The organism is Blastomonas sp., from assembly GCF_030373265.1.
In the GTDB taxonomy this organism is placed as follows: domain Bacteria; phylum Pseudomonadota; class Alphaproteobacteria; order Sphingomonadales; family Sphingomonadaceae; genus Blastomonas.
Window position 1 is genome coordinate 78,197 of sequence record NZ_JAUCZC010000014.1, and the last position, 21,583, is coordinate 99,779.

Sequence of the window (21,583 nt, forward strand, 5' to 3'; positions counted from 1 at the left end):
GCTCAGAACAAGCGCTGCGGCCAAGGCGCGCTGGCAGCCGACGCCGGCGGAAACTTTGAAGATACGCTGTGAAATTGCCACTGTGGCCCCCCGATCTGCATTTGCTAACTGAGCAGCCCGCTAGGAGGTGGATGTTACGGCAGCACGATGCAGGGGTGACGTTGGCGAGACTCTATTGCGTCATCTGGAAGACGGCATGGGATGCGGAACCTTGCCATGAGCAAAAATAGCAGATCACGGGAACTTTCAATGATGTCAGCAACTTTCGTTTCTGGATCCCGCATGCTATGGACAGCCCCATGACAAACCCCGCCGCCATCCGCCATGACCATCCGATCTCGGTCGACCCGTCCGAGATTGATTTCATGGGCCATGTGAACAACGCCCATTATCTAAAATGGGTTCAGGATGCGGTGGTCGCGCATTGGCAGAACATTGCGCCTCCCCAGGCGGTGGCCGAGCATCTGTGGGTCGCGCTCAAGCACGAGATTACGTATCGCAAGCCAGCGTTTCTGGACGATCAGGTGATCGCGACGGTCGTGCTGGAAAAGGTTCACGGCGCGCGCGCGTTCTATGAGACGATCATCCGCCGCGGCGAGGATGTGCTGGCCGAGGTGAAGTCGAGCTGGTGCTGCCTGGATGCCGAAACGCTCCGTCCCGCCCGGCTGGCCGAGGACATCAAGCGCCGCTTCTTCGGTAACTGAACGCCTAGCCGATCAGCCCCAGGCTGATCAGAATCGTCAGGAATCCGGTCACCACGAAAACGGTGCAGGTCAGCAGTAGGCCGAGCCGGAAAACGCCGCCAAGGCGCGAGGTGCCATAGGCATGGCGCAACTGCCGGTACATGTGGAATGGCGCATAAAACAACGCTGCGGGAATGATCAGCCCCGGCAGGATGTTGAACTTGACCGACAGCGTCACGACAATGAACAGCAAGGACATGAACGCGATCGAATAGGTCGTGAACACGGCGTGATCGTAGAAGCGGTGCCCGCGCTTGCCCAGCGTCGACAGCCAGACGAACGGGATCGACAGCGGGATCAGCAGCCAGGCGAATTTGTATCCGTTCGATTGAATCTTGTAGAGCAGCAGCTCGGGGTTCTTTTTCGCCTTGGCCGCGATTTTATTGATCCAGGCGTCAAACGCTTTCACACCGGTGTTCACGTCGGTGTTGAACTGGAACATGTCGGCCGCTGCCGCATCATCGGGGCTGAGTGCTTCGGGATAGCGCGCCTTGCCCTCGGTGGCGTAGGAAAGCCCGTTGACCTCGTTCTTGAGATCTTTGGTCTTCTCCTCCAGCGCCGCGCGGGCAGGATCATCGGCAGGCAGTTTCTCGAGTTCTGCTGTGCTGCCGGCGATCCTGGGTTCGAGCTTGGCGATCTCTGCGCGCATTTCCGTCCGCCAATCGCCGCTGAAGACCTTGGTGCCGTCGGCCGTCTGCGCGGTCGAGTCACCGGTAAAGTTGGGCGACCCGACATACGAGAAAATCGCGAACATCATGAAGATCGAGAACAGGAACAGCGCCATCGGGCTGATGAACTTGGCGCGCTCGCCGTGGATATAGCGGCGGGTGAGGTGGCCCGGTTTCCAAGCGAGCAGCGGCAGCGTGTTCCAGAACTTGCCGTCGAAATGCAGCACGCCGTGCAGGATGTCGTGCCAGAACGCCGAAATCGACCGATGGACATGCGCTGCCTAGCCGCATTGGTGGCAGTGCGGGCCGGTGAGCACGGTGCCGCAATTGAGGCATTTGCCATGCCGTGCATGCGCGGCATCACCCGCGTGAGGCTCGGATGCGCGCGCCCAGAGGGCCCCTTCAGCGATCGCGCCTGCCGCTTCCAATTCGCCGCTCATGCCCGTTGCCGCCCCGCATCCGTTTATCCGCACCGTGTCTACAATCGGGCGAGCGGGGGGCCAAGCGATTTGTCGGGGCCGCGTGTCGCGGCGCCATTAGCCATTGCCTTTGATCTTCGCCTGCGGTTAACCGGACCGCATGGCCCATTTCGATCCCAAGACCTATCGCAACGCATTGGGGCAGTTCGCTACCGGTGTCACCATCGTCACCACGCGCGATGCCGATGGCCATGCGGTGGGTGTGACCGCCAACAGCTTCAACTCGGTTTCGCTGGATCCTCCGCTTGTGCTGTGGTCGCTGGCTCGGTCAGCCAGGTCGATGGCCGCGTTCGAACAGGCAACCGACTTTGCGGTGCATATTCTCGCCAGCGATCAGGAACACCTGTCCAACCTGTTTGCTTCGCGGGTCGAGGACAAGTTTGCCGGCATGGAAGTCGGCAGCGAAGGACCGCCATTAATCGAGGGCTGCTCGGCGCGGTTGGTGTGCTCCACCCGGCACATGTACGAGGGCGGCGACCATGTGATCATGGTCGGCGAGGTGATCGACTATGAGAGCGATGGCAAGCCTCCCTTGGTGTTCCACGGCGGGGCTTATGCCGACCGGATCGCGCGCGAGGCAGGCTCGGAATCCCCCCCAGTCGTGTACGCTGTCGCAGGTCGTATCGCGACCATCACCCTCAACCGTCCCGAGACCCGCAATGCGCTGTCCGAAGAGGTGATCGGTGCGCTGGTTTCGGCGCTGGAAGCCGCCGATGCCGACAGCGATATCGATTGCGTGATCCTGACGGGGGAAGGGCCCAGCTTCTGCTCGGGCGGTAACATCAAGCAGATCAAGGCGCTGACCGCCGAACAGCATATGACGCCTATCGAGCTGGAGAACTGGTACAAGACCCAGATCCAGCGCATTCCACTGACGATGGATCGGCTCTCGGTGCCAGTGATCGCAGCCGTCCGCGGGCACGCCATCGGTGCGGGGTGTGACCTGGCCAGCATGGCGGATATCCGGATAGCTGCCGAAGATGCGATATTTGCCGAGAGCTTCCTGCGGGTCGGCATCATTCCCGGCGACGGCGGCGCGTGGCTGCTTCCACGTATCATCGGCCTCGCCAAAGCCAGCCAGATGATGCTGACCGGCGAGTTCATCGATGCGCGCAAGGCCGAGCATTACGGACTGGTGTCGGAGGTGGTACCGGTCGACGCGCTCGCCGGCCGTGCGATGGAACTTGCCGCCATGGTGGCACAATTTCCGCCATCGGCCATCCGCAAGACCAAACGCCTGATCAAGGATGCACGGGACGTGTCGCTGGCCGAACATCTGGACCAGGCTGCGATCTGGCAGGGTGTCTTGCAGCAGATGGACGATCATCGCGAGGCGATCGACGCCATTCTCGAGAAGCGCGCGCCGAATTTCCAGGGAAAATAATCATTCGGGTGCATTTGCTAGAGCAACAGCCCTGCGGTTATTAACCTTTGCGCGCCATTTTTGTTAACCATTTCGAATCAGTTCTAATGGTCGTCTGCTTCTGGGCTCATCTGGCTGGGCGCAAACGGTGGATGGCTCTTGAGCGATACCTTCCGAATACAAAATGACCCCGGCTTTTGGCCGGGGTCAAATGCTTGAAAAGCCGATATTTTCAGCTTAGTTCCAGCCGCCGCCCAGGACCCAATCCCAGAAACCGCGAACAGGCTGCTTGGTACGCTTTGCCATTTTTAGCACTCCTTATTCGGACGCGAATTTCGAGCCACGTCCAGTTCCGGAAGCTAACAGAATGTAAATTGGTCAACAAGATGTTAACTATGTTTGGCAACCGGTCGATCGCGTTCGGGCCGGGATCGCGGTCCCGGCGCGACGCGATGACAAATCAGTTGCTAAAGGATTTCGGAGCGGGCGATGCCACGGTAAGCTGCCCGGGCCCGACCTGCTGCACCTCCAGCAGGCGTTCCGCCACACCGCTGCGACCGAAGCGGAAGGCGCCATCGAGCCCGATAAAGCCACCATCATCGCGCAGGCGGTCCATCGGAAACACACTGCCGGGTTTCCAGTCGCGTGCGATTCGGGTGGTCAGCAAGACGCTGTCATAGCCCAGGGTCGACAGACGGAAAGGGTCGCTGCCGAACTGAGCGCGGTACTTCGTTGCATATTGCCGGTACAGTCCATCCGAAACGCTGGCGAACCACGCGCCACGCATCGCCGCCGATGCGGGAAGCGCGCGTTCCGTGTTCCACAATTCGGTGCCCAGAACGCGCGCATCGGTGCCGCCATGGGCGCGGATCAACGGCACGATGCGGATCGCTGCGGCGCCGCTGTCGGCGATCAGGATCGCTTCATAGGCGCTATCCTGTTGCATCTTCTTGAGCGCGGCGGTGATCGCGGCGTTGCCGGCGCCATAGCTCTGCATCGAGACAACGGTGCCGCCCGCTGCCTTGACCGACCCGAGGATCGCAGAAGATGCGCGCTGGCCATAGGTGCCTGCCGGAACAAGCGCGGCAAAGCGGGTGATCCCCTGTCCCTTGGCATGGCGCACGACCCGGTCGATCGACTGGGCGGGCACATAGCCCATGATGAAGACGTTATCGCCGGCGACGCCGACATCGTTCGAATAGCTGATAATCGGGACATTGGCCGCTCTGGCGGTCGCAGCGATGGCGACGACATCATCGCCCAGCAACGGGCCGAGGATCAGGCGGTTGCCGTCGGCGATGGCGCGCTGCGCCGCGGGCAGGGCACCGCGGGCGGTGTCATAGCTGGTGATACGGATATTGCTTGCCTTGGTGTCCATCAGCGCGAGTGTGGTGGCATTGGCGAGCGATTGACCGACGGCGGCATCCTTGCCCGAAAGGGGCAGCAGAAGTGCGATACGGTGCCGCGCGGCGTCACTGGGAAGCACACCGGTAATCGGGCCGTCATCGGGCCGGGTCGAGGGCTGATCGGGCTGCTGGCTTGGGGTCGATGGCGGCGCTGTCTTGGGAACCATGGTCTGGCAGGCCGCCAGGAACATGGTGCCCAGCACCAGCATGAGGATGGTCTGCCATTTTCGATAGAGGTGTTTCACAGCTTGTCGCTCCCGCCATGCCGGTCCATGAACATCCGCGTGAATCATGATCCCGAACCCGGCCTGTATATCGTGGCAACGCCAATCGGCAACCTTGGTGATCTGTCGACACGCGCCCGACAGGTGCTGGAACAGGCCGATATGATCGCGTGCGAGGACAGCCGGGTGACGGGTGGCCTGCTGCATCACCTCGGTTTCAAGCGGCCGCTGGTGCGCTATGACGACCATGCCAAACCGGCGGACCGCGAGCGGCTGATTCATGCAGCTTTGCAAGGGCCTGTGGCTCTGGTCAGCGACGCTGGCACACCGCTGATCTCCGATCCCGGCTACAGGCTGGTGCGGGAAGCACGCGCGGCAGGTGTGGCAATCCACTCTGTGCCGGGGCCATCGGCGTTGATCGTGGCGCTCACACTGGCGGGGCTGCCGACAGACAGATTTTACTTCCACGGATTCCTGCCCAACAAGGCCGGTGCGCGCGACAAGGACATTGCAGCATTGGCTGCGATCCCGGCAACCCTGGTGTTCTATGAAAGCGCCAAGCGCATCGCGGCGTGCCTCTCCGCGCTGCATCTTGGCCTTGGCGATCGCGAGGCAGCGGTGGTCCGCGAAATCAGCAAGAAGTTCGAGGAAACCCGCACGGGGACATTGAGCGAGCTGGCTTCGTTCTACGCCGAGTCCACGCCCAAAGGCGAAATCGTGCTGGTCATCGGGCCGCCGCTAGCAGACACCGGAGAGGCGGATGAGGCCGCCGTCGCGGCAGCGCTGGCCGAGGCCTTGGCGACGATGCCGCCGGGCAAGGCTGCTGGTGAGGTCGCCAAGCGCTTCGGCCTCGACCGCAAGGCGCTCTATGCGCGCATTATGGCAGAGCGGGCGAACGATGGCTGACGCCAGGCGCAGGCAGGCGGAAGCGTCCGGACGCCGGGCCGAGACGCTGGCAGCATGGTGGTTGCGCCTCAAGGGCTGGCGAATATTGGCAATGCGGGTGCGTACACCCTTTGGCGAGGTGGACATCGTGGCGCGGCGTGGCCGGATGGTCGCGTTCGTCGAGGTGAAGCACCGTGCGACCGCGCGCGAACTTGATGATGCCATCGATCATCACCGGCTGCGCCGCGTCTCGGCTGCGGCCGAGGCGCTCATGCCGCGCTTCGTTCGCGCGCAGGACGATGCACGCATCGATGTGATCCTGCTTGCACCGCGCCGCCTGCCACGCCATCTGACGCACGTCTGGCAGGGCGACTGAACGTCCCGCGCTATTTTATGCCCACCCAAACAAAGGCCATTTCATGAAGATCGCGGTACAGATGGATCCGATGCCCGGCATCAACATCAAGGGCGATTCGAGTTTCGCACTGATGCTTTCGGCGCAGGCGCGCGGCTATACGCTCTATCATTACGACGTCGAGACGCTGACCTATGAGGCGGGACAGGTCACGGCGCATGCTCACCCGGTGACGGTGCGCGCCGTCCAAGGCGACCATTTCACATTTGGTGATCCGGTGCGGCTCGATCTGGGCGAGGATGTCGATGTCGTGCTGATGCGGCAGGACCCGCCGTTCGATGTCGGCTACATCACCGCCACGCATATTCTGGAGCGGCTGAAAGGCCGCACCCTGGTGGTCAACGATCCCGCCTCGGTGCGCAATGCCCCCGAGAAAGTCTACGTGCTCGACTTCGAGCGGTTCATGCCGCCGACCCTCGTCACCCGCTCGCTCGACGAGGTGAAGCGCTTTCAGGCACAGCACGGCGCGATCGTGGTCAAGCCATTGCATGGCAACGGCGGCAAGGCGGTGTTCCTGGTGGGCGAGGACGGCGCGAACCTGTCCGCTTTGGTCGAGCTGTTCGGCCAGATCTGGCGCGAGCCATTCATGGTGCAGCCGTTCCTCCCTGAGGTCGCGCAAGGGGACAAGCGCATCGTGCTGGTCGACGGCAAGGTGGCAGGCGCGATCAACCGCAAGCCGGGCGAGGGGGAGTTCCGCTCCAATCTCGCGGTTGGCGGCTATGCCGAATCCGCGACGCTCACCGAGCGCGAGCAGGAAATCTGCGACGCGATGGGCCCCGAACTCAAGGAACGCGGACTGGTGTTCGTGGGTATTGATGTGATCGGCGGCAAGTGGCTGACCGAGATCAACGTCACGTCGCCCACCGGCATCGTTGCAATCGGCGCGTTCAACAACTCCGATGTCGCTGGCATGATCTGGGACGCAATCGAGGCTCGCCTGAAGACCTGAACATGAATGATCTGATCATCGATCTGGTAGCCCAAGGCGGATATTGGGGCGTCGCGCTGCTGATGGCGCTCGAGAACGTCTTCCCACCGATCCCGTCCGAGCTGATCATGGGGCTGGCGGGGATCGAGGCGGGCAAGGGCCATTTCAACCTGTGGTTGATGATCCTGGCCGGTACCATCGGATCGGTTGCGGGCAACTATTTCTGGTATGCGATCGGCCGTTCGTTTGGTCCCAAGCGGCTCGAGCATTTCGTCGCGCGCTGGGGGCGGTGGCTGACACTCGACCGGCGCGAGATCGACCGGTTCAATCGACTGTTCCATCGTCATGGTGCCTCGACCATCTTCTTTGCGCGCATGATCCCGACGGTGCGAACGCTGATCTCGCTGCCTGCAGGGATCTTCGAGATGAGCCGTACGAAATTCCTGCTGTGGACCTTTGCCGGGGCGGGGCTTTGGAATATCGTCTTCGCGGGGATCGGGTTTCAATTGGGCTCGCGGTTTGACGAGATCGACAAGTACACCGGCCCGATATCGACCGGGGTGATCGGTCTGATCATCCTTGTGTATCTGGTGCGGGTGACCTTCTGGCGGCCGGTCAAGAGCGATCAGGGGCCGACGTAGCGCTCAACGTCCCTCGACTTCGCTCGGGAACTCGGAGAGGGGCTGCATTAGGCTCTGATGTCCCAGTCCCGTCTGTCCCGAGCGTAGTCGAGGGACGTGCGCACCCGCTTTCGACTGCATTTCAAGCCCGCGGATGCGCATTCTCGTAGACATCCAGAAGATGCGCGGCATCGACCTGGGTATAGATTTGGGTCGACGACAGGCTGGCATGACCCAGCAACTCCTGCAGTGAGCGAAGATCGGCGCCGCCCGCCAGCAGGTGCGTCGCAAAGCTGTGGCGCAGCGCGTGCGGGGTGGCATCCTCGGCGAGCCCGAGCAGCCGCCGCGCATGCATCATCGCGCGCCGCACCAGGGCAGGCGATAGCGGACCGCCACGTGTTCCCCGGAACAGCGGCTCCTGTGCAGCGAATTCGAACGGGGCGAGCGCGACATACTGGCTGATCGCCTCGCGCAGTTGCGGTAGCACCGGCACCACGCGCTGCTTGTTGCCCTTGCCGGTAATCCGCATCGTTTCGCCTAGGGGGAGGACCGATCCGGTCAACCCCGTCGCTTCGCTGATCCGCAAGCCAGCGCCATAGAGCAGCAACAGCACCGCCCAATCGCGCGCCTGCACCCAGCCGGGCGCATCGCGCGAAGCCATGGCGTCGCCCAGCGCCATGATGTCGTCCGGCGCGATCGGGCGTGGCAGGCTACGCTTGATCCTGGGCCCCTTGATGCGCGGGGCGCTGCTGTCCGAGCCGCTCTGTTCGCCAGCAAACGTGAGGAAGGCGCGGATCGCCGAAAGCTCGCGTGCGGTGCTGCGGTTGGCGAGGCCATCGCCGCGCCGCGCTGCCAGAAACGCGCGCAGATCGGCCTGAGTCACGCCGCCAAGCCGCGCCGCATCGGGGCGCTCGCCCCAATGCTCGGAGAGGAATTCGGTCAGCCGCTCGGCAGTCGCGACATAGGCGCGCACCGTGTGCTGCGAGCGGCGCCGGTTGTCCGCGAGATGCGCGCGCCACAGTTCAATCAGATCGGGGAGCGGTTCTGCCATGCGAGGCACGGTATCAGGCGGCAGGCTCGATCGCCACCACCTCGGCGAGGATCGCATCAAGCAGCGGCATGCCCTGCGGCGTGACGGTGATGTGCTGGCCGCTGCGCTCGACCAGGCCCAGCGCAACCAGCCTGTCGGTGGCGGCTTCGTCTATGAGACTGGGCTGAGGAACCCCCGAAAGCTGCGCGATTCGCTCCAGATCAATCCCTTCGGCCAGCCGGAGCCCCATCAGCAATGCTTCGGTCGCCTGGGTCTCGGCATCCAGCGGACGTTCGACCGACAGGCCATGACCGTTGCGGGTGATGGCCGACAGATAGTTTTCCGGCTTGCGATGCCGCTCGGTCGCCATTGCGCGGCGGCGGCCATGCGCGCCCGGGCCGATCCCGGCATAATCGCCATAGCGCCAGTAGGTGAGGTTGTGCCGGCTCTGTTGGCCGATGCGGGCGTGGTTGCTGATCTCATAGGCGGGCAGACCGGCGGCGCCGGTCATCTGCCGGGTGAGATCGAACAGATCGGCGCAATGGTCGTCGTCCGCCGGGACAAGCTCGCCGCGCCGCACCAGGGTCTCGAACCGCGTGCCAGGCTCGATGGTGAGTTGATACAGCGAGAGATGCCCGGTGCCAAAGCCAAGCGCACGGGTCAGCTCGCGCTCCCAATCGGCGAGCGACTGGCCCGGGCGCGCATAGATCAGGTCGAACGTGACGCGGGCAAAGCGGTCCTGCGCGATGTCTAGCGCCGCCAGAGCCTCGGTCACGGAATGCGCGCGACCCAGGAATGCGAGTACGTTATCGTCGAGCGCCTGCAGCCCCAGCGAAACGCGGTTTACGCCTGCCAGCGCTAGGTCAGCAAAGCGCGCGGATTCGACCGACGACGGGTTCGCCTCGAGCGTGATCTCGATATCATCGGCAAAGCGCCAGTGCTGTGCGGCTTGCTCGATCAGCGTTTGCACCAAAGCAGGCGGCATCAGCGAAGGCGTGCCGCCACCGAAGAAGATCGATCCCAGCGTCCGGCCTGGCAATAGCGCTGCCTCGTGCGCCATATCGGCGAGTAGCGCGGCCTGCCACTGCGCCACGTCCACACCTTCGCGGACATGGCTGTTGAAATCGCAATAGGGGCATTTGGAAACGCAGAACGGCCAGTGGATATAGAGGGCAAGCGACTCATCTCCCCTGCCGCTTGCGGGAGGGTTGGACGAGGCGGAGCCGAGGCCGGGGTGGGCCTGAGGTCGGCGCGATTCAGGCCCACCCCCGATCATCGGCATACGCCGCTGATCGACCCCTCCCGCTTGCGGGAGGGGAGAAGCGTTTTCACCGCTCAAAAGCAGGCCTCGACCAATTTGGCGAAGGCGGCGGCGCGGTGGCTGATGGCGTGTTTGTGCGCAGGGTCGAGTTCGGCGAAGGTCTGGTCGAAGCCTTGTGCGACGAACACCGGGTCATAGCCAAAACCGAGCGTCCCGCGCGGCGGCCAGGTCAGCGCGCCGTTTACGCGCCCTTCAAACACCTCGGCATGGCCATCGGGCCAGGCGAGCGCGAGGGTGCAGATGAAATAGGCGCTGCGATCCGCATCCGGCCCGAGCTCGGCCAGCCGCCCCTCGACCTTGCCCATTGCCATATACCAGTCGCGGCCCGGATCGCCTTCGAACCACTGCCGTTCGGCCCAATCGGCGGTGTAGACGCCCGGCCTGCCGCCCAAAGCCGCGACACACAGTCCGCTGTCATCGGCCAGCGCGACACACCCCGATGCCTGCGCCGAGGCATGCGCCTTGAGCAATGCGTTCTCGGCGAATGTGGTGCCGGTCTCGTCGGGCTCGGCCAGGCCGAGATCGCCCGCAGACACCGGTTCGATGCCGAACGGCTCGAGCAGCGCGCGAATCTCGCGTACCTTGCCCTGGTTGTGGCTGGCGATCACCAGCCGGCCCGGTTCGAGTTTGCGCGCCGCCATGGCCTCAGGAAACCGCGCGGTCCTGTGCCGCGAAGATTTCGTTGCAGCCCATTCGCGCCAGCCGCAGCAACCGCAGCAGCGCTTCCTCGCCATACGGCGCGCCTTCGGCGGTGGCCTGCGCCTCGGCGATGTTGCCGCCCTCGATCAGCACGAAATTGGCATCGGCATCGGCGTTCGAATCCTCGATATAGTCGAGATCGAGAACCGGCGTTCCCTGATGAATGCCGCAGCTGACTGCCGCGACCTTGGCGGTGATCGGGTCTTCCTTGAGGAGGCCCTTTGCCATCAACCCGTTGACCGCGAGCCGCAGGGCAACCCACGCGCCCGAGATCGCGGCGGTGCGGGTGCCGCCATCGGCCTGGAGCACGTCGCAATCGAGCGTGATCTGGCGTTCGCCAAGCTTCTTGAGATCGACGACCGCGCGCAGCGAACGTCCGATCAGCCGCTGAATTTCCTGCGTCCGGCCCGATTGCTTGCCCTTGGCCGCTTCGCGCTGGCCGCGGGTGTGGGTGGCACGCGGCAGCATCGAATATTCCGCCGTCACCCAGCCTTCACCCTTGCCCTTGAGCCAGGGCGGCAGCCGCTCCTCAATGCTCGCGGTGACCAGCACCTTGGTATCGCCAAAGCCGATCAGGCAGCTGCCTTCGGCATGCTTGGTGAAGCCGGTTTCGATGCTGATCGTGCGCATTTCGTCGGGGGCGCGGCCGGATGGGCGCATAGTGATTCTCCAGGGAATAAACGTCAATGCAGCGCCCCTAGCTGGCGACCGTCCCAATGGAAAGCATCAAGCCACTTGCCATCGGGGATCAAAAATGGCAGTGGCGCAGCCCTCAAGCGATCATGGGCGATTAGCTCAGTTGGTAGAGCATCTCGTTTACACCGAGAGGGTCGGCAGTTCGAGCCTGTCATCGCCCACCATGATCCTGCAGATGTTGCCTGACGGCCACGGCCAGTCGGCGAATCTCCAGATAGCCAGTTTCGTTCAGCTACTGGTCAGCATGCCGCGGACATGAATTGCGTCCATGCCGGGTCGTATGTTTCTCTTACTAGCGTTGAGCTTCGGCGTTCTGGGCGGCGCGGCGACATTGGCGCCAATTGAACGCGCGATACCGGTTCAGGGCGAATGCGCGGGCAAGAAACGCGTGATCGCCGGAACCGTTCGCAACAAACGGATCGAGACGCGCAGACGCTGCCATGTGTTCATGCCGATCCTGATGTAGACCAGGACGGAGGCATCGCCGGTCAGCCCTTGGCCAGGGTCTCTTCCATCAGCGCCGACGCCCGGCTGCCGTTCCAGTCCATGCCACCGATCATGCGCCAGACCTCCTTGCCCTCGGCATCGTACAGCACGGTGGTGGGCATCACGCCGGTCATATAGCTGAAGCCGAGGTTGTTCTCCGGATCCACGAACGGCTCGATCGTCTTGTAGCCCTTTGCCGCGAAGAACGGCTTGATCTTGTCGAGGTTCTGCATGTCCTGCGATACGGTCAGAACCACCAGCCGGTCCTTCTCGCGCGCGGCCAGCGCATCGAGCGTCGGCATCTCCACGACGCAAGGGCCGCACCATGTCGCCCACAGATTGACCAGCACCGGCTTGCCCTTGAACGCGGCGAGGCTGGTGGGCTTGCCATCGGGATCGTTGAAGCTGACATCGGGCGCCGCCTTGCCGCGCTGCGAGATATCGAGCGTTCCCGACAGCGGTACCGAGGGTCCTGCCGCAGCTGCGCTTTTTTCCGTGCCTGCGGGTTGCTCCGACGCAGGGGATTGCTTATCGCACGCGCCAGTTGCCAGCGCGGCAAGGGCCACCACCGGCCAGATGCGCTTGCTGGATAAATGGGCGATACGCATGGGTAACAACTCCAACAGCATGTGGGGCGGACGGTTCGCCGCAGGGCCTTCCGATGTGATGCGGGCCATAAACGCGTCCATCCCGTTCGACAAGGCGCTGTGGCGGCAGGATATCGATGGCTCGCTGGCGCACGTCGCGATGCTGGCCGCGCAGGGGATCATTCCTGCGGACGATGCCGAGGCGATCACCGGCGGGCTCAAGCAGATCGCCGAGGAATATGCCGCGAACGGCGTGACCGAGGACTGGTCGCTTGAAGACATCCACATGCACGTCGAGGCGCGCCTTTCGGAACTGATCGGCCCCGCTGCTGGACGCCTGCACACCGCGCGCTCGCGCAACGATCAGGTCGCCACCGATTTCCGGCTGTGGGTGCGCGATGCCTGCGATGCCGCCGACGCCGCGCTGCAGGCGCTGCAAACCGCGCTGGTCGAACGGGCCGGCGAGCATGCCGATGCGATCATGCCCGGCTTCACCCATCTGCAGATAGCGCAGCCAGTGACTCTGGGCCACCATCTGCTGGCCTATTACGAGATGTTCGCGCGCGACCGCGACCGCTTTGCAGCTGCGCGCGCACGGATGAACCAGTGTCCGCTGGGCTCTGCCGCGCTGGCCGGAACCGGCTTTCCGATCGATCGCGATGCGACCGCTGCAGCGCTGGGGTTCGACAAGCCCACCGCCAACTCGCTCGATGCGGTATCGGACCGCGACTTCGCGCTCGATTACCTGACCGCCGCCTCGCAATGCGCGCTGCATATGTCGCGGCTGGCCGAGGAGTTCATCATCTGGGCGAGCCAGCCGTATGGCTTCGTCAAGCTGCCCGACAGCTTCTCGACCGGATCGTCGATCATGCCGCAGAAACGCAACCCCGATGCCGCCGAACTGGTGCGTGGCCATTCCGGGCGGATCATCGGCTGTCTGACCGCGCTGATGATCACGATGAAGGGCCTGCCGCTTGCGTATTCGAAGGACATGCAGGACGACAAGCCGCCGGTGTTCGAGGCCGAAGGGCTGCTGATGCTGAGCCTCGCCGCAATGACCGGTATGGTCGCCGAGACCACCTTCGAGACCGACGCGATGCGCAAGGCGACCGAACGCGGCTTTGCCACCGCGACCGATCTGGCCGACTGGCTGGTGCGACAGGCGGGCATTCCGTTTCGCGAGGCGCATCACATCACCGGCGCGGTGGTCAAGCTGGCCGAACAGCGCGGCGTCGCGCTCGATACCCTGCCGATCGAGGACCTGCAGGTGATCGACGCCCGGATTACCGAGGCGGTTTACCCCGCCTTGTCGGTCGACGCATCGGTCGCCAGCCGCAACAGCTATGGCGGCACCGCACCCGATCAGGTAAGGCTCCAGGTGGCCCGCGCCCGTGCCGCGTTGGGCGCAAACGCGGGGGCGGGAGAATGACGATGCTGCGTGCCTGTGTTGTGCTGCTGTCCGCGACGGCCCTGCTTGCGTTGCCCGCCTGTGGCAGCCGCCAGAAGCTGACTCCGGTAGAAGGTACGGCGCCAGCGCCCAAAGCCTATGGCGCGCCGATGATCGCGACGCCCGATCAGTTGCTCACGCCGAGCACCCAGTCTCGCCCCGAACGCAACGTCGAGCTTCGCCGCAAATCCGAGGCCCGCGCCGACGATCCGTTCGATCTTCCTCCCGAATAACCACAGAGGTTCCGCTCGATCATGGACCATTTTTCGCTGATTGGCGGGCAGTTGCATGCCGAGCAGGTGCCACTGGCGCGAATTGCCGATGAGGTCGGCTCGCCGGTCTATGTGTATTCGCGTGCCACCTTGGAGCGCCATGCCGATGTGTTCCGCGAAGGCCTGGCCGGGGTTCCGCGCAAGCATCTGGCCTTCGCGGTCAAGTCCAACCCCAATCTTGCGGTGCTCAAGGTGCTGGCCAAGCGCGGCTATGGCGCGGATGTGGTGTCGGGTGGCGAGCTCGATCGCGCGCTGGCCGCGGGCATGGCGCCGGCGGATATCGTGTTTTCCGGGGTCGGCAAGACCGCCGATGAAATCCGTCATGCTCTGGCGACCGGTATCGGCCAGTTCAACATCGAATCCGAAGAAGAGGGCGAGATGCTAGCCGCGATAGCGGATTCCATGGGGCTGACAGCGGCGGCCGTGCTGCGGATCAACCCCGACGTCGATGCGGGCACCCATGCCAAGATCTCGACCGGCAAGGCGGACAACAAGTTTGGCGTCGGGCTGCATGTCGGGCCGGGGATATACGGGCGGCTGTCGCAACTGCCAGGGATCGGCCTGCGCGGGGTGGCGGTGCATATCGGCAGCCAGCTGCTCAGCCTCGATCCGCTCGAAGCAGCCTTTGGCAAGATCGGCCAACTCGTCGCTGATCTGCGCGGAAGCGGACACATCATCACCCATGTCGATCTGGGCGGCGGGCTTGGCGTGCCGTATCAGGCGGACAGCAACCCGCCTTCACCTGCCGAGTACGGCGCGCTGGTGGCAAGGGTCACCCGCGACTGGGATGCGACGATCCAATTCGAACCCGGCCGCGTGATCGCGGGCAACGCGGGCGTGCTGCTCACCCGCGTGATCCGCGTAAAGCCGGGGATCAAGCATCCCTTCGTCGTCGTCGATGCGGCAATGAACGATCTCGCCCGGCCCGCCCTGTATGACGCATGGCACGATTTCGAAGCCGTCGTGCCCGATGGCACGCGGATGACCGCCAACATCGTCGGTCCGGTGTGCGAGAGCGGCGATACCTTCGCGATGAACCGCGATATCGATACCGTTGCCGCCGGGGACCTTGCCGTGTTCCGCACCGCCGGTGCCTATGGGGCGACCATGGCGAGCAGCTATAACAGCCGCGGTATCGTCGCCGAGGTTCTGGTTGACGGCGATCGCTTCGCTGTGGTCGCAAACCGCATCACGCCTGCCGAAATCATGGCGGCAGAGCAGGTGCCCGACTGGCTGTGAACCAGCTGCCGATCTTCCTCAACCTGCGCGGGCGTCCGGTCATCCTGCTGGGGGAAGGCGAGGCGGCGGATGCCAAAAGGCGGTTGATCGAACGATCCGGCGGCATCTGTGTCGGCGAGGATGCTGGCGAGGCGCGGATTGCCATCGTCGCGATCGAGGACGAGGCCGAGGCGGCCGAAGCCGTCGCCCGGCTCAAGGCGCGCGGCTTGATCGTCAACGCGGTCGACCGGCCCGCGCTGTGCGATTTCACGACGCCTGCGATCATCGACCGCGATCCCGTGCTGATCGCCATCGGTACGGGAGGCGCGTCTGCCGGTCTTGCCAAGGCGTTGCGACAAAGGCTCGAAGGCCTGCTTCCGGCGGCATTGGGCACTCTCGCCCGCGCGCTCGATGGGGCGCGCGACGGCATCCGCCGACGCTGGCCAGACGGAGCCGAACGGCGTCGCGCGATCGACGCAGCGCTTGCCCCTGGTGGCGCGCTCGACCCGTTGAGCGACCTCGGCGCAGACGCGGTGGCGCACTGGATTGACGGCAACGGCGTATCGGTCTCGGCAGGATTGTATGAGATCGTGATCGGCTCGCCCGATCCGGATGACCTGACCCTGCGACAGGTGCGGCTGCTGGGCAGCGCCGATCTGGTGCTTCATCCCCACGACATGCCCGCCGCGATCCTGGCGCGCGCCCGCGCGGATGCCGCGATGCGGATCGCAAATGCGGACCAGGGCACGCCCGAAGGCGTAACCGTCAGGCTGGTCTGGGCGCCGACAGCAAAAAGTTCATGAACACCGTCGCGATCGGCTTGGCGGGATCGTCCTGCCACGCCTTGGCCTCAACGTTGGCCACCCGCCGCCCGATACGGGTCACCTCGCCCAGCGCATAGGTTCTGAGCTCGCGACCGCCGCGCATGAAGTTGATGGTGATATTGACCGGCTTGATCTTGAGGTTGCTCTCGTCCTGGCCCAGCGTCACCCGCAGCGCCGCGATCGCCGAAATTTCGAGCAGGCCGCTGAGCGCGCCGCCGTGCAGAAAGCCCGGGCGTCCCATCACCTGCGGGCCATAATCATAGGCGATTACCGGCAGGCCGCCGTGCATGTGATCGACGGTCATTCCCATGGTCGTGGCGAATGGCGGCATGAAGCCCAGAACCGATTGGATGGTGTCGGTGTCGCTCATCGTTCAGCCCAGGAAGTTTTCGACGCGGATGAAGGTGCCCGCGACATGCGCCACGGGATCATCGGGATCGCCATCGTGCGCGACGCCGCGGACGAACGCCATCGAGCGTGTGGTCTTGTAGCATTCCCCGCGGCCGAACACCGTCTTGCCCGGAGTCGCCGGGCGCATGTAGTCGACCCTGAGGTCGAGCGTGACCTGGGGCCGGAACTTGCCGATGGCCGTCCACACCGAGACGCTGGTGGCGTTGTCCATCAGGCTGATGATCGGCCCCGATGCGATCACGCCGCTGTCGACATCGCCGATCAGCGCGTCCGAATACGGCAAGGCGAGCTCGACCCAGTTGTCGCCATGCGCGTGGTAATGGATGCCCAGATGGCCGCTATGGCCGTGGCTCGACATCATGGTCTGGAACATGCTGGGGTCGAAGCCGCTCGACGGCTCGGCAGAGTCAGGGGTTGGATCGGTCATCGCATGGGGTTCGATTCGCAAGAGCTCGGATTAATGGACTATAATTGGCGCAGCACGGTCATGCTCTGCACTCTCCCGGCGGTTCGTCAACCCCAAGGGTTCAAGGAGCGCATTCATGCCCGTTCAACCGTCTGTTCCGGCCATCCCGCTTGCCGATCTTCCGGACTATGACGACCCGGTTGCCCTGCACGGCGCCCGGCTCGATTGCAGCCCATGCACCGGGGTGAATGACGATCTGTGGATCATCGCGGTGATCATGGTGTATGAATCCGCCTGACCTTTGAGGACGCTGGCGGGTGACGATCGAGCAACATCTGCGCGCCTGCGTCGATCGCCTTGCCGACCTCAGCCCGGCAGAGCTCTGCGATGCCCTCGACCCGATCCTTGCCGACGACGAACTTGCGACCACGTGGCTGGCAGACCGAATGGCCGACATGCGCCAGGAAACGCCCCGACTGCCCGCAGGCTTTTCCGATCCCGTCTGCCAATCGCTCGTGATCCTCGATCACGCACGCGTGCATCTGTCGCTAGCCATGATCTCGGCCGCGAACTGGAATGCCGAGCGTACGCTCGCAAAGGATACCCAGGCGATTGTCGGCTTCGCCGATGGCTGGACCATGGTCCGTTTTCTTGTGGCCCCACAAGCGCGCATTGAGCGCCATGTTCTCTCGCCAACGCCGCAAGGCTTGCGCGCTTTTCGGAAGAAGCCGGTTCCGGTGCGAGCCGCGCAATCGATCCGCTTGAACAACGCGACCGAGTCGCTTCGGTTCGTCGAGATGGGTGGGGATGTGGTCATGCTGCGACTGCTCGTTCGCGATCCGAGCGTGGAGCAGGCCTTTGAGTGCGATGCCCGCACCGGCGCTGTTCTGCGCGTCCGGGAGGCGCAGTCGGTCCATGGCCGCACCCGGATCACGGTATCGCTGTTGCGGGCCTTGGGGCGGAGTGATGCGGTTGGCGTCATCGCCCAGGCGATGGCATCCTGGCCCCCACACTTGCGCTGGCATGGCGTCCGGGAGGCGCTGGCGACCGACAGCATAGCCGGTTTCGGCCTGTTGCAGACGATGGCCGAAGGCGATCCGGATGCGCAGCTGCGCGCGCTCGCCCGCCGCACCCGCGCTGACCTGATGACGCGTTACCCGCAACTCGCGGCTTAGGGCGCCGTTCCGTGGCGCTCACGATCACCACCCAGCCGGTCGAAGCGTGCACCCTGGAAGAATGCCTTGCCGCGATCGACGCAGCAGGATTCACACCGCACGACCCGCGCTCGGTCGTGCATGGCGCCGAATGGCTGGCGCGGCTCGCGGCCAACCGAGACTTTCTGGGCGACCTTGCGCTGGCGCGGCTGCAGCAATCGGGAGGCCGCCCCGCCGGACAGGGCTATACGCCGCAGGTGCTGATGCTGGGAACCGCGCGTCCCGGCTGGTTCATGCGCGCCAACATCTGGCCATCGGCGCAGGAGGCGGTGACGCGCGAAAGCGGCGAGACGGCCTTCGTCTATGGACTGGCGCACGATCACAACTTCGATTTCCTGACCGTGGGTTATCATGGACCCGGGTATCGCAGCGATCATTACGAGGTCGACCCGGGATCGATCGTCGGCAGGACTGGTGAAAAGGTTGGTCTGCGTTTTGTCGGAACCAGCGTGCTCCACCCCGGGCGGGTGATGCACTATCGGGCGCGGCGCGATGTGCACTGCCAGTATGCGCCTCAGTCGCTGTCGGTCTCGATCAACCTGATGCACAGCACGCCCGACCAGCGTTGGCGCGACCAGTTCCAGTATGACATCGCGCGCGGGGTGATCACCAGAGTGTTGACCGGATGCACCGGAGAAACGCTCGCCCGACTGGCGCTGGCGCTCGAGCCTTGCGATGGTCGTGACAGACTCGAGGAAATGGCATCTCGTCATCCGCAGGAGCGGCTGCGCTGGTCTGCCATCGTGGCGTTGGCGCAGGCCGCACCTGATGCCGGCACCCGCGCCGAAATTCTGGCCCGGCACGCTGCGCGCTCCACGGACTGGCTGGCCCGGAGGTGTTTGGCCGAGATTGGCGATTGATGGCGCAGGTGTGGCAGCTATAGTCGCGTCCAATCATTATGGGGGCGCACCACACACATGTTCATCGCAGACCTGGATATCGGACAGATCGGACGCCTGATCCAGTTTGCGATGGCTCCCGCTTTCCTGCTGATGGCGACGGGTAACATGCTTCAACTGTTTGCGGGGCGGCTGGCCCGAGTGATCGACCGTGAGCGCGTGCAGCTTGCAGAGTTCAGCCGGACGGAGGGTGAAGACCATGTCCGCGTCGTCCGCGAACTGAGGATTCTCGATCGGCGGGCCTCGATCGTCAATAAGGCGATCCTGATGGCGACGCTGAGCGCCTCGACCGTCAGCCTACTGATCGCGGCCATGTTCGTGCTGTCGTTGACGGGGTACAAATTCGGTCATGTCGTCGCAGGCGGGTTCATTCTCGCGATGGTATTTCTGATCGCCGGGCTTGGTCTGTTCATCGCCGAAATCCGGCTTGCAACCCGCAACATCCGGATTGAGGAACGCCTGCTGGTGCTCGACGACGACTGATCGCGCTCGGCACAGAAAAAGGGGCTCCGCGAATGCTCGCGAAGCCCCTTTTAAAATCTGATCTAAATCTGAGAAGGCTCAGCCGGCAGCTGGTGCCGCAGCAGCGGCGGGTGCTGCATCGCCCTCGGCAGGAGCGGCTTCGCCTTCAGCGGCTGGGGCGGCGTCGCCTTCGGCCGCAGGCGCTTCTTCTGCAGCGGGGGCTGCCGGCAGCGGCAACGGGCTGCCCGACTGGGTGTTCATCCACGCCATCAGGTTGGCGCGCTCTTCGGGCTTGCCAAGACCGGCGAAGCTCATCTTGGTGCCGGGCGCATAGGCCTTGGGCGAGGTGAGCCAGGCGTTCATCTCTTCAAAGGTCCAGGGACCCGACTTTTCCTTCAGCGCATCGGAATACGCAAATCCGGGAACGGCTGCGTGCGGCTCGCCCATGATGCCGTAAAGATTGGGGCCAATGCCGTTGGCGCCGCCATTGGTGATCGTGTGGCAAGATCCGCACTTGGCGAAGGCCTTCTCGCCCGCAGCGATGTCGGCGCTGGCGAGCAACGTGGCGACGGGTACTTCTGCGGCGGCTTCGCCTTCGGACGACACGACGCCTTCGATCACGAAGCCAAGCTGTTCAGGACGTTCCGGCTTGTCAGCATGGAACACCTTGCCGCTGATGATCGAAAGGCCGAGGGCGGCGATGCCCCCTGCAAGAACCCAACCTGCAATCGTGTTTTTGCTGTCCTGCATTGCCCTGTAGCCTCGTCTTTTGCTGCAGGCGCCATGATGGCACGGCGCCCTGAAAGGTCGTGATCCGATGAAACCGACAAGAATGCCGGATGTTTCGGTGTTTCGAAAGGCATGTTGCCGCGTCGCAACAAGGCCGGTTCGCCGCTCCCTCTAATCATGGAGAAGGCGCACTGCAAGCCCCGAGACACCCGTTTTCGCCTTGTCGTCGTGGCATTGGGTGCCTATTCGCCGTGGCCATGCAAAGCTACCCCCAGATCGCCCGCCTGCTGGTCGAAGACATGGCACGGATTGCTGCCGATGCGCCAGAGCGCACAATCGCCTTTCAGGGCGCGCCCGGGGCCTATTCGCATATCGCCGCCCGCCAGTTCGCTCCCGACTGGCATCCATTGCCGTGCTATTCGTTCGAGGATGCTATGGATGCGGTCAAGGATGGCCGCGCTGCCAAGGCGATCATTCCCATCGAGAACTCTCAGCATGGCCGGGTGGCGGACATCCATTTCCTGCTTCCCGAAAGCGGCCTGACCATCGTCGCCGAATATTTCCTGCCAGTCCATCACTGCCTGCTCGCCAAGAGCCAGGGGCCGTTCCGCGCTGCGGTCAGCCATCCCCAGGCGCTGGGCCAGACCCGGCATTACCTGCGTGCGCACGCCATCCAGCCGACCACCTATGCGGATACAGCAGGCGCCGCCGCGTTCGTTGCCGAATCGGATGACCCTGGTCTGTGCGCGGTGGCGTCCCGGCTGGCAGGCGAGGTGTTCGGGCTGACCGTGATCGCCGAGGGTATCGAGGATGCCGACCACAACATGACCCGCTTCGTGGTGCTGGCCGCGCATCGCGATGACCCGCTGCCGGGCTCGGATACGGTGATGACCAGCATGATCTTCGAGGTGAAGAACATTCCGGCGGCGCTGTTCATGGCGCTTTCGGGTTTCGCCACCAACGGCATCAACATGACCAAGCTGGAAAGCTATATTCGCGGCGGCAGTTTTGCCGCAGCCGAATTCTACGCGGATATCGAAGGCATGCCAGGCGATCCGGCGGTGGATCGCGCGTTGGAAGTGCTCGGCCATCACAGCAAATGGGTGCGGATATTGGGCAGCTATCCGCAGGCGCTGGCGAGAGTGTGAGCG

Annotated in this window: 27 protein-coding genes and 1 tRNA gene; 17 read left to right on the forward strand and 11 right to left on the reverse strand. The window is 64.0% G+C overall.

Features of this window, described 5'->3' with window-relative positions:
• The first annotated feature begins 299 nt into the window (after positions 1 to 299).
• The gene (locus tag QUV11_RS10090) at positions 300 to 704 is read left to right on the forward strand and encodes a thioesterase family protein (RefSeq protein ID WP_300882238.1); all 405 of its coding nucleotides are present in this window, start codon (positions 300 to 302) and stop codon (positions 702 to 704) included.
• 4 nt (positions 705 to 708) lie between these two features.
• Here the strand turns inward: QUV11_RS10090 and QUV11_RS10095 are convergent, their stop codons facing one another.
• Positions 709 to 1,638: a DUF3667 domain-containing protein gene (locus tag QUV11_RS10095; protein ID WP_300882240.1), complete on the reverse strand. Its 930-nt coding sequence runs from the start codon at positions 1,636 to 1,638 to the stop codon at positions 709 to 711.
• 54 nt (positions 1,639 to 1,692) lie between these two features.
• Complete coding sequence (locus QUV11_RS10100) at positions 1,693 to 1,851, reverse strand: hypothetical protein (RefSeq protein ID WP_300882241.1); 159 nt, start codon at positions 1,849 to 1,851, stop codon at positions 1,693 to 1,695.
• Positions 1,852 to 1,990: 139 nt separating this feature from the next.
• On the opposite strand from QUV11_RS10100, the gene QUV11_RS10105 reads away from it, so the two are divergent.
• Positions 1,991 to 3,274 carry an enoyl-CoA hydratase-related protein gene (locus tag QUV11_RS10105; protein WP_300882243.1) on the forward strand — a complete coding sequence of 428 codons (1,284 nt, stop codon included), beginning with the start codon at positions 1,991 to 1,993 and terminating at the stop codon, positions 3,272 to 3,274.
• Positions 3,275 to 3,713: 439 nt separating this feature from the next.
• Here QUV11_RS10105 and QUV11_RS10110 read toward each other — a convergent pair whose 3' ends face one another.
• The gene (locus QUV11_RS10110; protein WP_367279854.1) at positions 3,714 to 4,904 is read right to left on the reverse strand and encodes a penicillin-binding protein activator; all 1,191 of its coding nucleotides are present in this window, start codon (positions 4,902 to 4,904) and stop codon (positions 3,714 to 3,716) included.
• 27 nt (positions 4,905 to 4,931) lie between these two features.
• Between QUV11_RS10110 and rsmI the strand changes: the two genes are divergently transcribed.
• From rsmI to QUV11_RS10130, 4 genes are read left to right on the forward strand one after another with little or no spacing between them, the layout of a single operon-like run.
• Positions 4,932 to 5,789 (forward strand): 16S rRNA (cytidine(1402)-2'-O)-methyltransferase, encoded by an 858-nt coding sequence (gene rsmI / locus QUV11_RS10115; protein ID WP_300882245.1) that lies wholly within the window; start codon positions 4,932 to 4,934, stop codon positions 5,787 to 5,789.
• The gene (locus QUV11_RS10120) at positions 5,782 to 6,144 is read left to right on the forward strand and encodes a YraN family protein (protein WP_300882247.1); all 363 of its coding nucleotides are present in this window, start codon (positions 5,782 to 5,784) and stop codon (positions 6,142 to 6,144) included. The genes rsmI and QUV11_RS10120 overlap by 8 nt, the downstream gene beginning before the upstream one ends.
• Positions 6,145 to 6,187: 43 nt before the next feature.
• Positions 6,188 to 7,132 carry a glutathione synthase gene (gshB, locus tag QUV11_RS10125; protein WP_300882249.1) on the forward strand — a complete coding sequence of 315 codons (945 nt, stop codon included), beginning with the start codon at positions 6,188 to 6,190 and terminating at the stop codon, positions 7,130 to 7,132.
• 2 nt (positions 7,133 to 7,134) lie between these two features.
• Positions 7,135 to 7,752 carry a DedA family protein gene (locus tag QUV11_RS10130; protein WP_300882251.1) on the forward strand — a complete coding sequence of 206 codons (618 nt, stop codon included), beginning with the start codon at positions 7,135 to 7,137 and terminating at the stop codon, positions 7,750 to 7,752.
• 121 nt (positions 7,753 to 7,873) lie between these two features.
• On the opposite strand, the gene QUV11_RS10135 is transcribed toward QUV11_RS10130, so the two are convergent.
• The 4 genes from QUV11_RS10135 to rph are packed head-to-tail and all read right to left on the reverse strand — an operon-like array spanning position 7,874 to position 11,441.
• Positions 7,874 to 8,782 carry a tyrosine recombinase XerC gene (locus QUV11_RS10135; RefSeq protein ID WP_300882254.1) on the reverse strand — a complete coding sequence of 303 codons (909 nt, stop codon included), beginning with the start codon at positions 8,780 to 8,782 and terminating at the stop codon, positions 7,874 to 7,876.
• 13 nt (positions 8,783 to 8,795) lie between these two features.
• On the reverse strand, positions 8,796 to 10,037 hold the full coding sequence (gene hemW, locus QUV11_RS10140) for a radical SAM family heme chaperone HemW (protein WP_300882309.1): 1,242 nt from the start codon (positions 10,035 to 10,037) through the stop codon (positions 8,796 to 8,798).
• Between the two features lie 59 nt (positions 10,038 to 10,096).
• The gene (rdgB, locus tag QUV11_RS10145) at positions 10,097 to 10,723 is read right to left on the reverse strand and encodes an RdgB/HAM1 family non-canonical purine NTP pyrophosphatase (RefSeq protein WP_300882256.1); all 627 of its coding nucleotides are present in this window, start codon (positions 10,721 to 10,723) and stop codon (positions 10,097 to 10,099) included.
• Positions 10,724 to 10,727: 4 nt separating this feature from the next.
• Complete coding sequence (gene rph / locus QUV11_RS10150; RefSeq protein ID WP_300882258.1) at positions 10,728 to 11,441, reverse strand: ribonuclease PH; 714 nt, start codon at positions 11,439 to 11,441, stop codon at positions 10,728 to 10,730.
• Between the two features lie 124 nt (positions 11,442 to 11,565).
• On the opposite strand from rph, the gene QUV11_RS10155 reads away from it, so the two are divergent.
• Both QUV11_RS10155 and QUV11_RS10160 read left to right on the forward strand, forming a co-directional pair.
• Positions 11,566 to 11,641, forward strand: a tRNA-Val gene (locus tag QUV11_RS10155).
• A 104-nt stretch (positions 11,642 to 11,745) separates the two neighbouring features.
• Positions 11,746 to 11,943: a hypothetical protein gene (locus QUV11_RS10160; RefSeq protein WP_300882260.1), complete on the forward strand. Its 198-nt coding sequence runs from the start codon at positions 11,746 to 11,748 to the stop codon at positions 11,941 to 11,943.
• A 22-nt stretch (positions 11,944 to 11,965) separates the two neighbouring features.
• Here the strand turns inward: QUV11_RS10160 and QUV11_RS10165 are convergent, their stop codons facing one another.
• Positions 11,966 to 12,571, reverse strand: a complete 606-nt coding sequence (locus QUV11_RS10165; protein ID WP_300882262.1) for a TlpA disulfide reductase family protein — start codon at positions 12,569 to 12,571, stop codon at positions 11,966 to 11,968.
• Positions 12,572 to 12,590: 19 nt separating this feature from the next.
• Between QUV11_RS10165 and argH the strand changes: the two genes are divergently transcribed.
• Genes argH through QUV11_RS10185 form a run of 4 tightly spaced genes read left to right on the forward strand, consistent with a single transcriptional unit; the run spans position 12,591 to position 16,290 of the window.
• On the forward strand, positions 12,591 to 13,979 hold the full coding sequence (gene argH / locus QUV11_RS10170; RefSeq protein ID WP_300882311.1) for an argininosuccinate lyase: 1,389 nt from the start codon (positions 12,591 to 12,593) through the stop codon (positions 13,977 to 13,979).
• Positions 13,976 to 14,230 (forward strand): hypothetical protein, encoded by a 255-nt coding sequence (locus QUV11_RS10175; RefSeq protein WP_300882264.1) that lies wholly within the window; start codon positions 13,976 to 13,978, stop codon positions 14,228 to 14,230. Before argH ends, QUV11_RS10175 begins: the two co-directional genes overlap by 4 nt.
• A 21-nt stretch (positions 14,231 to 14,251) precedes the next feature.
• On the forward strand, positions 14,252 to 15,508 hold the full coding sequence (gene lysA / locus QUV11_RS10180; protein ID WP_300882266.1) for a diaminopimelate decarboxylase: 1,257 nt from the start codon (positions 14,252 to 14,254) through the stop codon (positions 15,506 to 15,508).
• Complete coding sequence (locus QUV11_RS10185; protein WP_300882268.1) at positions 15,505 to 16,290, forward strand: NAD(P)-dependent oxidoreductase; 786 nt, start codon at positions 15,505 to 15,507, stop codon at positions 16,288 to 16,290. The genes lysA and QUV11_RS10185 overlap by 4 nt, the downstream gene beginning before the upstream one ends.
• Here the strand turns inward: QUV11_RS10185 and QUV11_RS10190 are convergent.
• Complete coding sequence (locus QUV11_RS10190; protein WP_300882270.1) at positions 16,253 to 16,681, reverse strand: PaaI family thioesterase; 429 nt, start codon at positions 16,679 to 16,681, stop codon at positions 16,253 to 16,255. The genes QUV11_RS10185 and QUV11_RS10190 overlap by 38 nt on opposite strands.
• Positions 16,682 to 16,684: 3 nt before the next feature.
• Complete coding sequence (locus QUV11_RS10195) at positions 16,685 to 17,095, reverse strand: PaaI family thioesterase (protein WP_300882313.1); 411 nt, start codon at positions 17,093 to 17,095, stop codon at positions 16,685 to 16,687.
• A 169-nt stretch (positions 17,096 to 17,264) separates the two neighbouring features.
• Between QUV11_RS10195 and QUV11_RS10200 the strand changes: the two genes are divergently transcribed.
• Genes QUV11_RS10200 through QUV11_RS10215 form a run of 4 tightly spaced genes read left to right on the forward strand, consistent with a single transcriptional unit; the run spans position 17,265 to position 19,724 of the window.
• Positions 17,265 to 17,426, forward strand: a complete 162-nt coding sequence (locus QUV11_RS10200) for a hypothetical protein (RefSeq protein ID WP_300882272.1) — start codon at positions 17,265 to 17,267, stop codon at positions 17,424 to 17,426.
• Between the two features lie 19 nt (positions 17,427 to 17,445).
• A complete protein-coding gene (locus QUV11_RS10205; protein WP_300882274.1) occupies positions 17,446 to 18,303 on the forward strand; it encodes a hypothetical protein in 858 nt (285 codons plus the stop codon).
• An 11-nt stretch (positions 18,304 to 18,314) separates the two neighbouring features.
• Entirely contained in the window at positions 18,315 to 19,202 is an 888-nt protein-coding gene (locus QUV11_RS10210; RefSeq protein WP_300882276.1) for a transposase, read from the forward strand.
• 57 nt (positions 19,203 to 19,259) lie between these two features.
• Positions 19,260 to 19,724: a DUF2721 domain-containing protein gene (locus tag QUV11_RS10215; RefSeq protein ID WP_300882278.1), complete on the forward strand. Its 465-nt coding sequence runs from the start codon at positions 19,260 to 19,262 to the stop codon at positions 19,722 to 19,724.
• 78 nt (positions 19,725 to 19,802) lie between these two features.
• On the opposite strand, the gene QUV11_RS10220 is transcribed toward QUV11_RS10215, so the two are convergent.
• Entirely contained in the window at positions 19,803 to 20,453 is a 651-nt protein-coding gene (locus tag QUV11_RS10220; protein WP_300882280.1) for a cytochrome c family protein, read from the reverse strand.
• A 236-nt stretch (positions 20,454 to 20,689) separates the two neighbouring features.
• Between QUV11_RS10220 and QUV11_RS10225 the strand changes: the two genes are divergently transcribed.
• Positions 20,690 to 21,580 carry a prephenate dehydratase gene (locus QUV11_RS10225; protein ID WP_300882282.1) on the forward strand — a complete coding sequence of 297 codons (891 nt, stop codon included), beginning with the start codon at positions 20,690 to 20,692 and terminating at the stop codon, positions 21,578 to 21,580.
• The last annotated feature ends 3 nt before the right edge of the window (positions 21,581 to 21,583 follow it).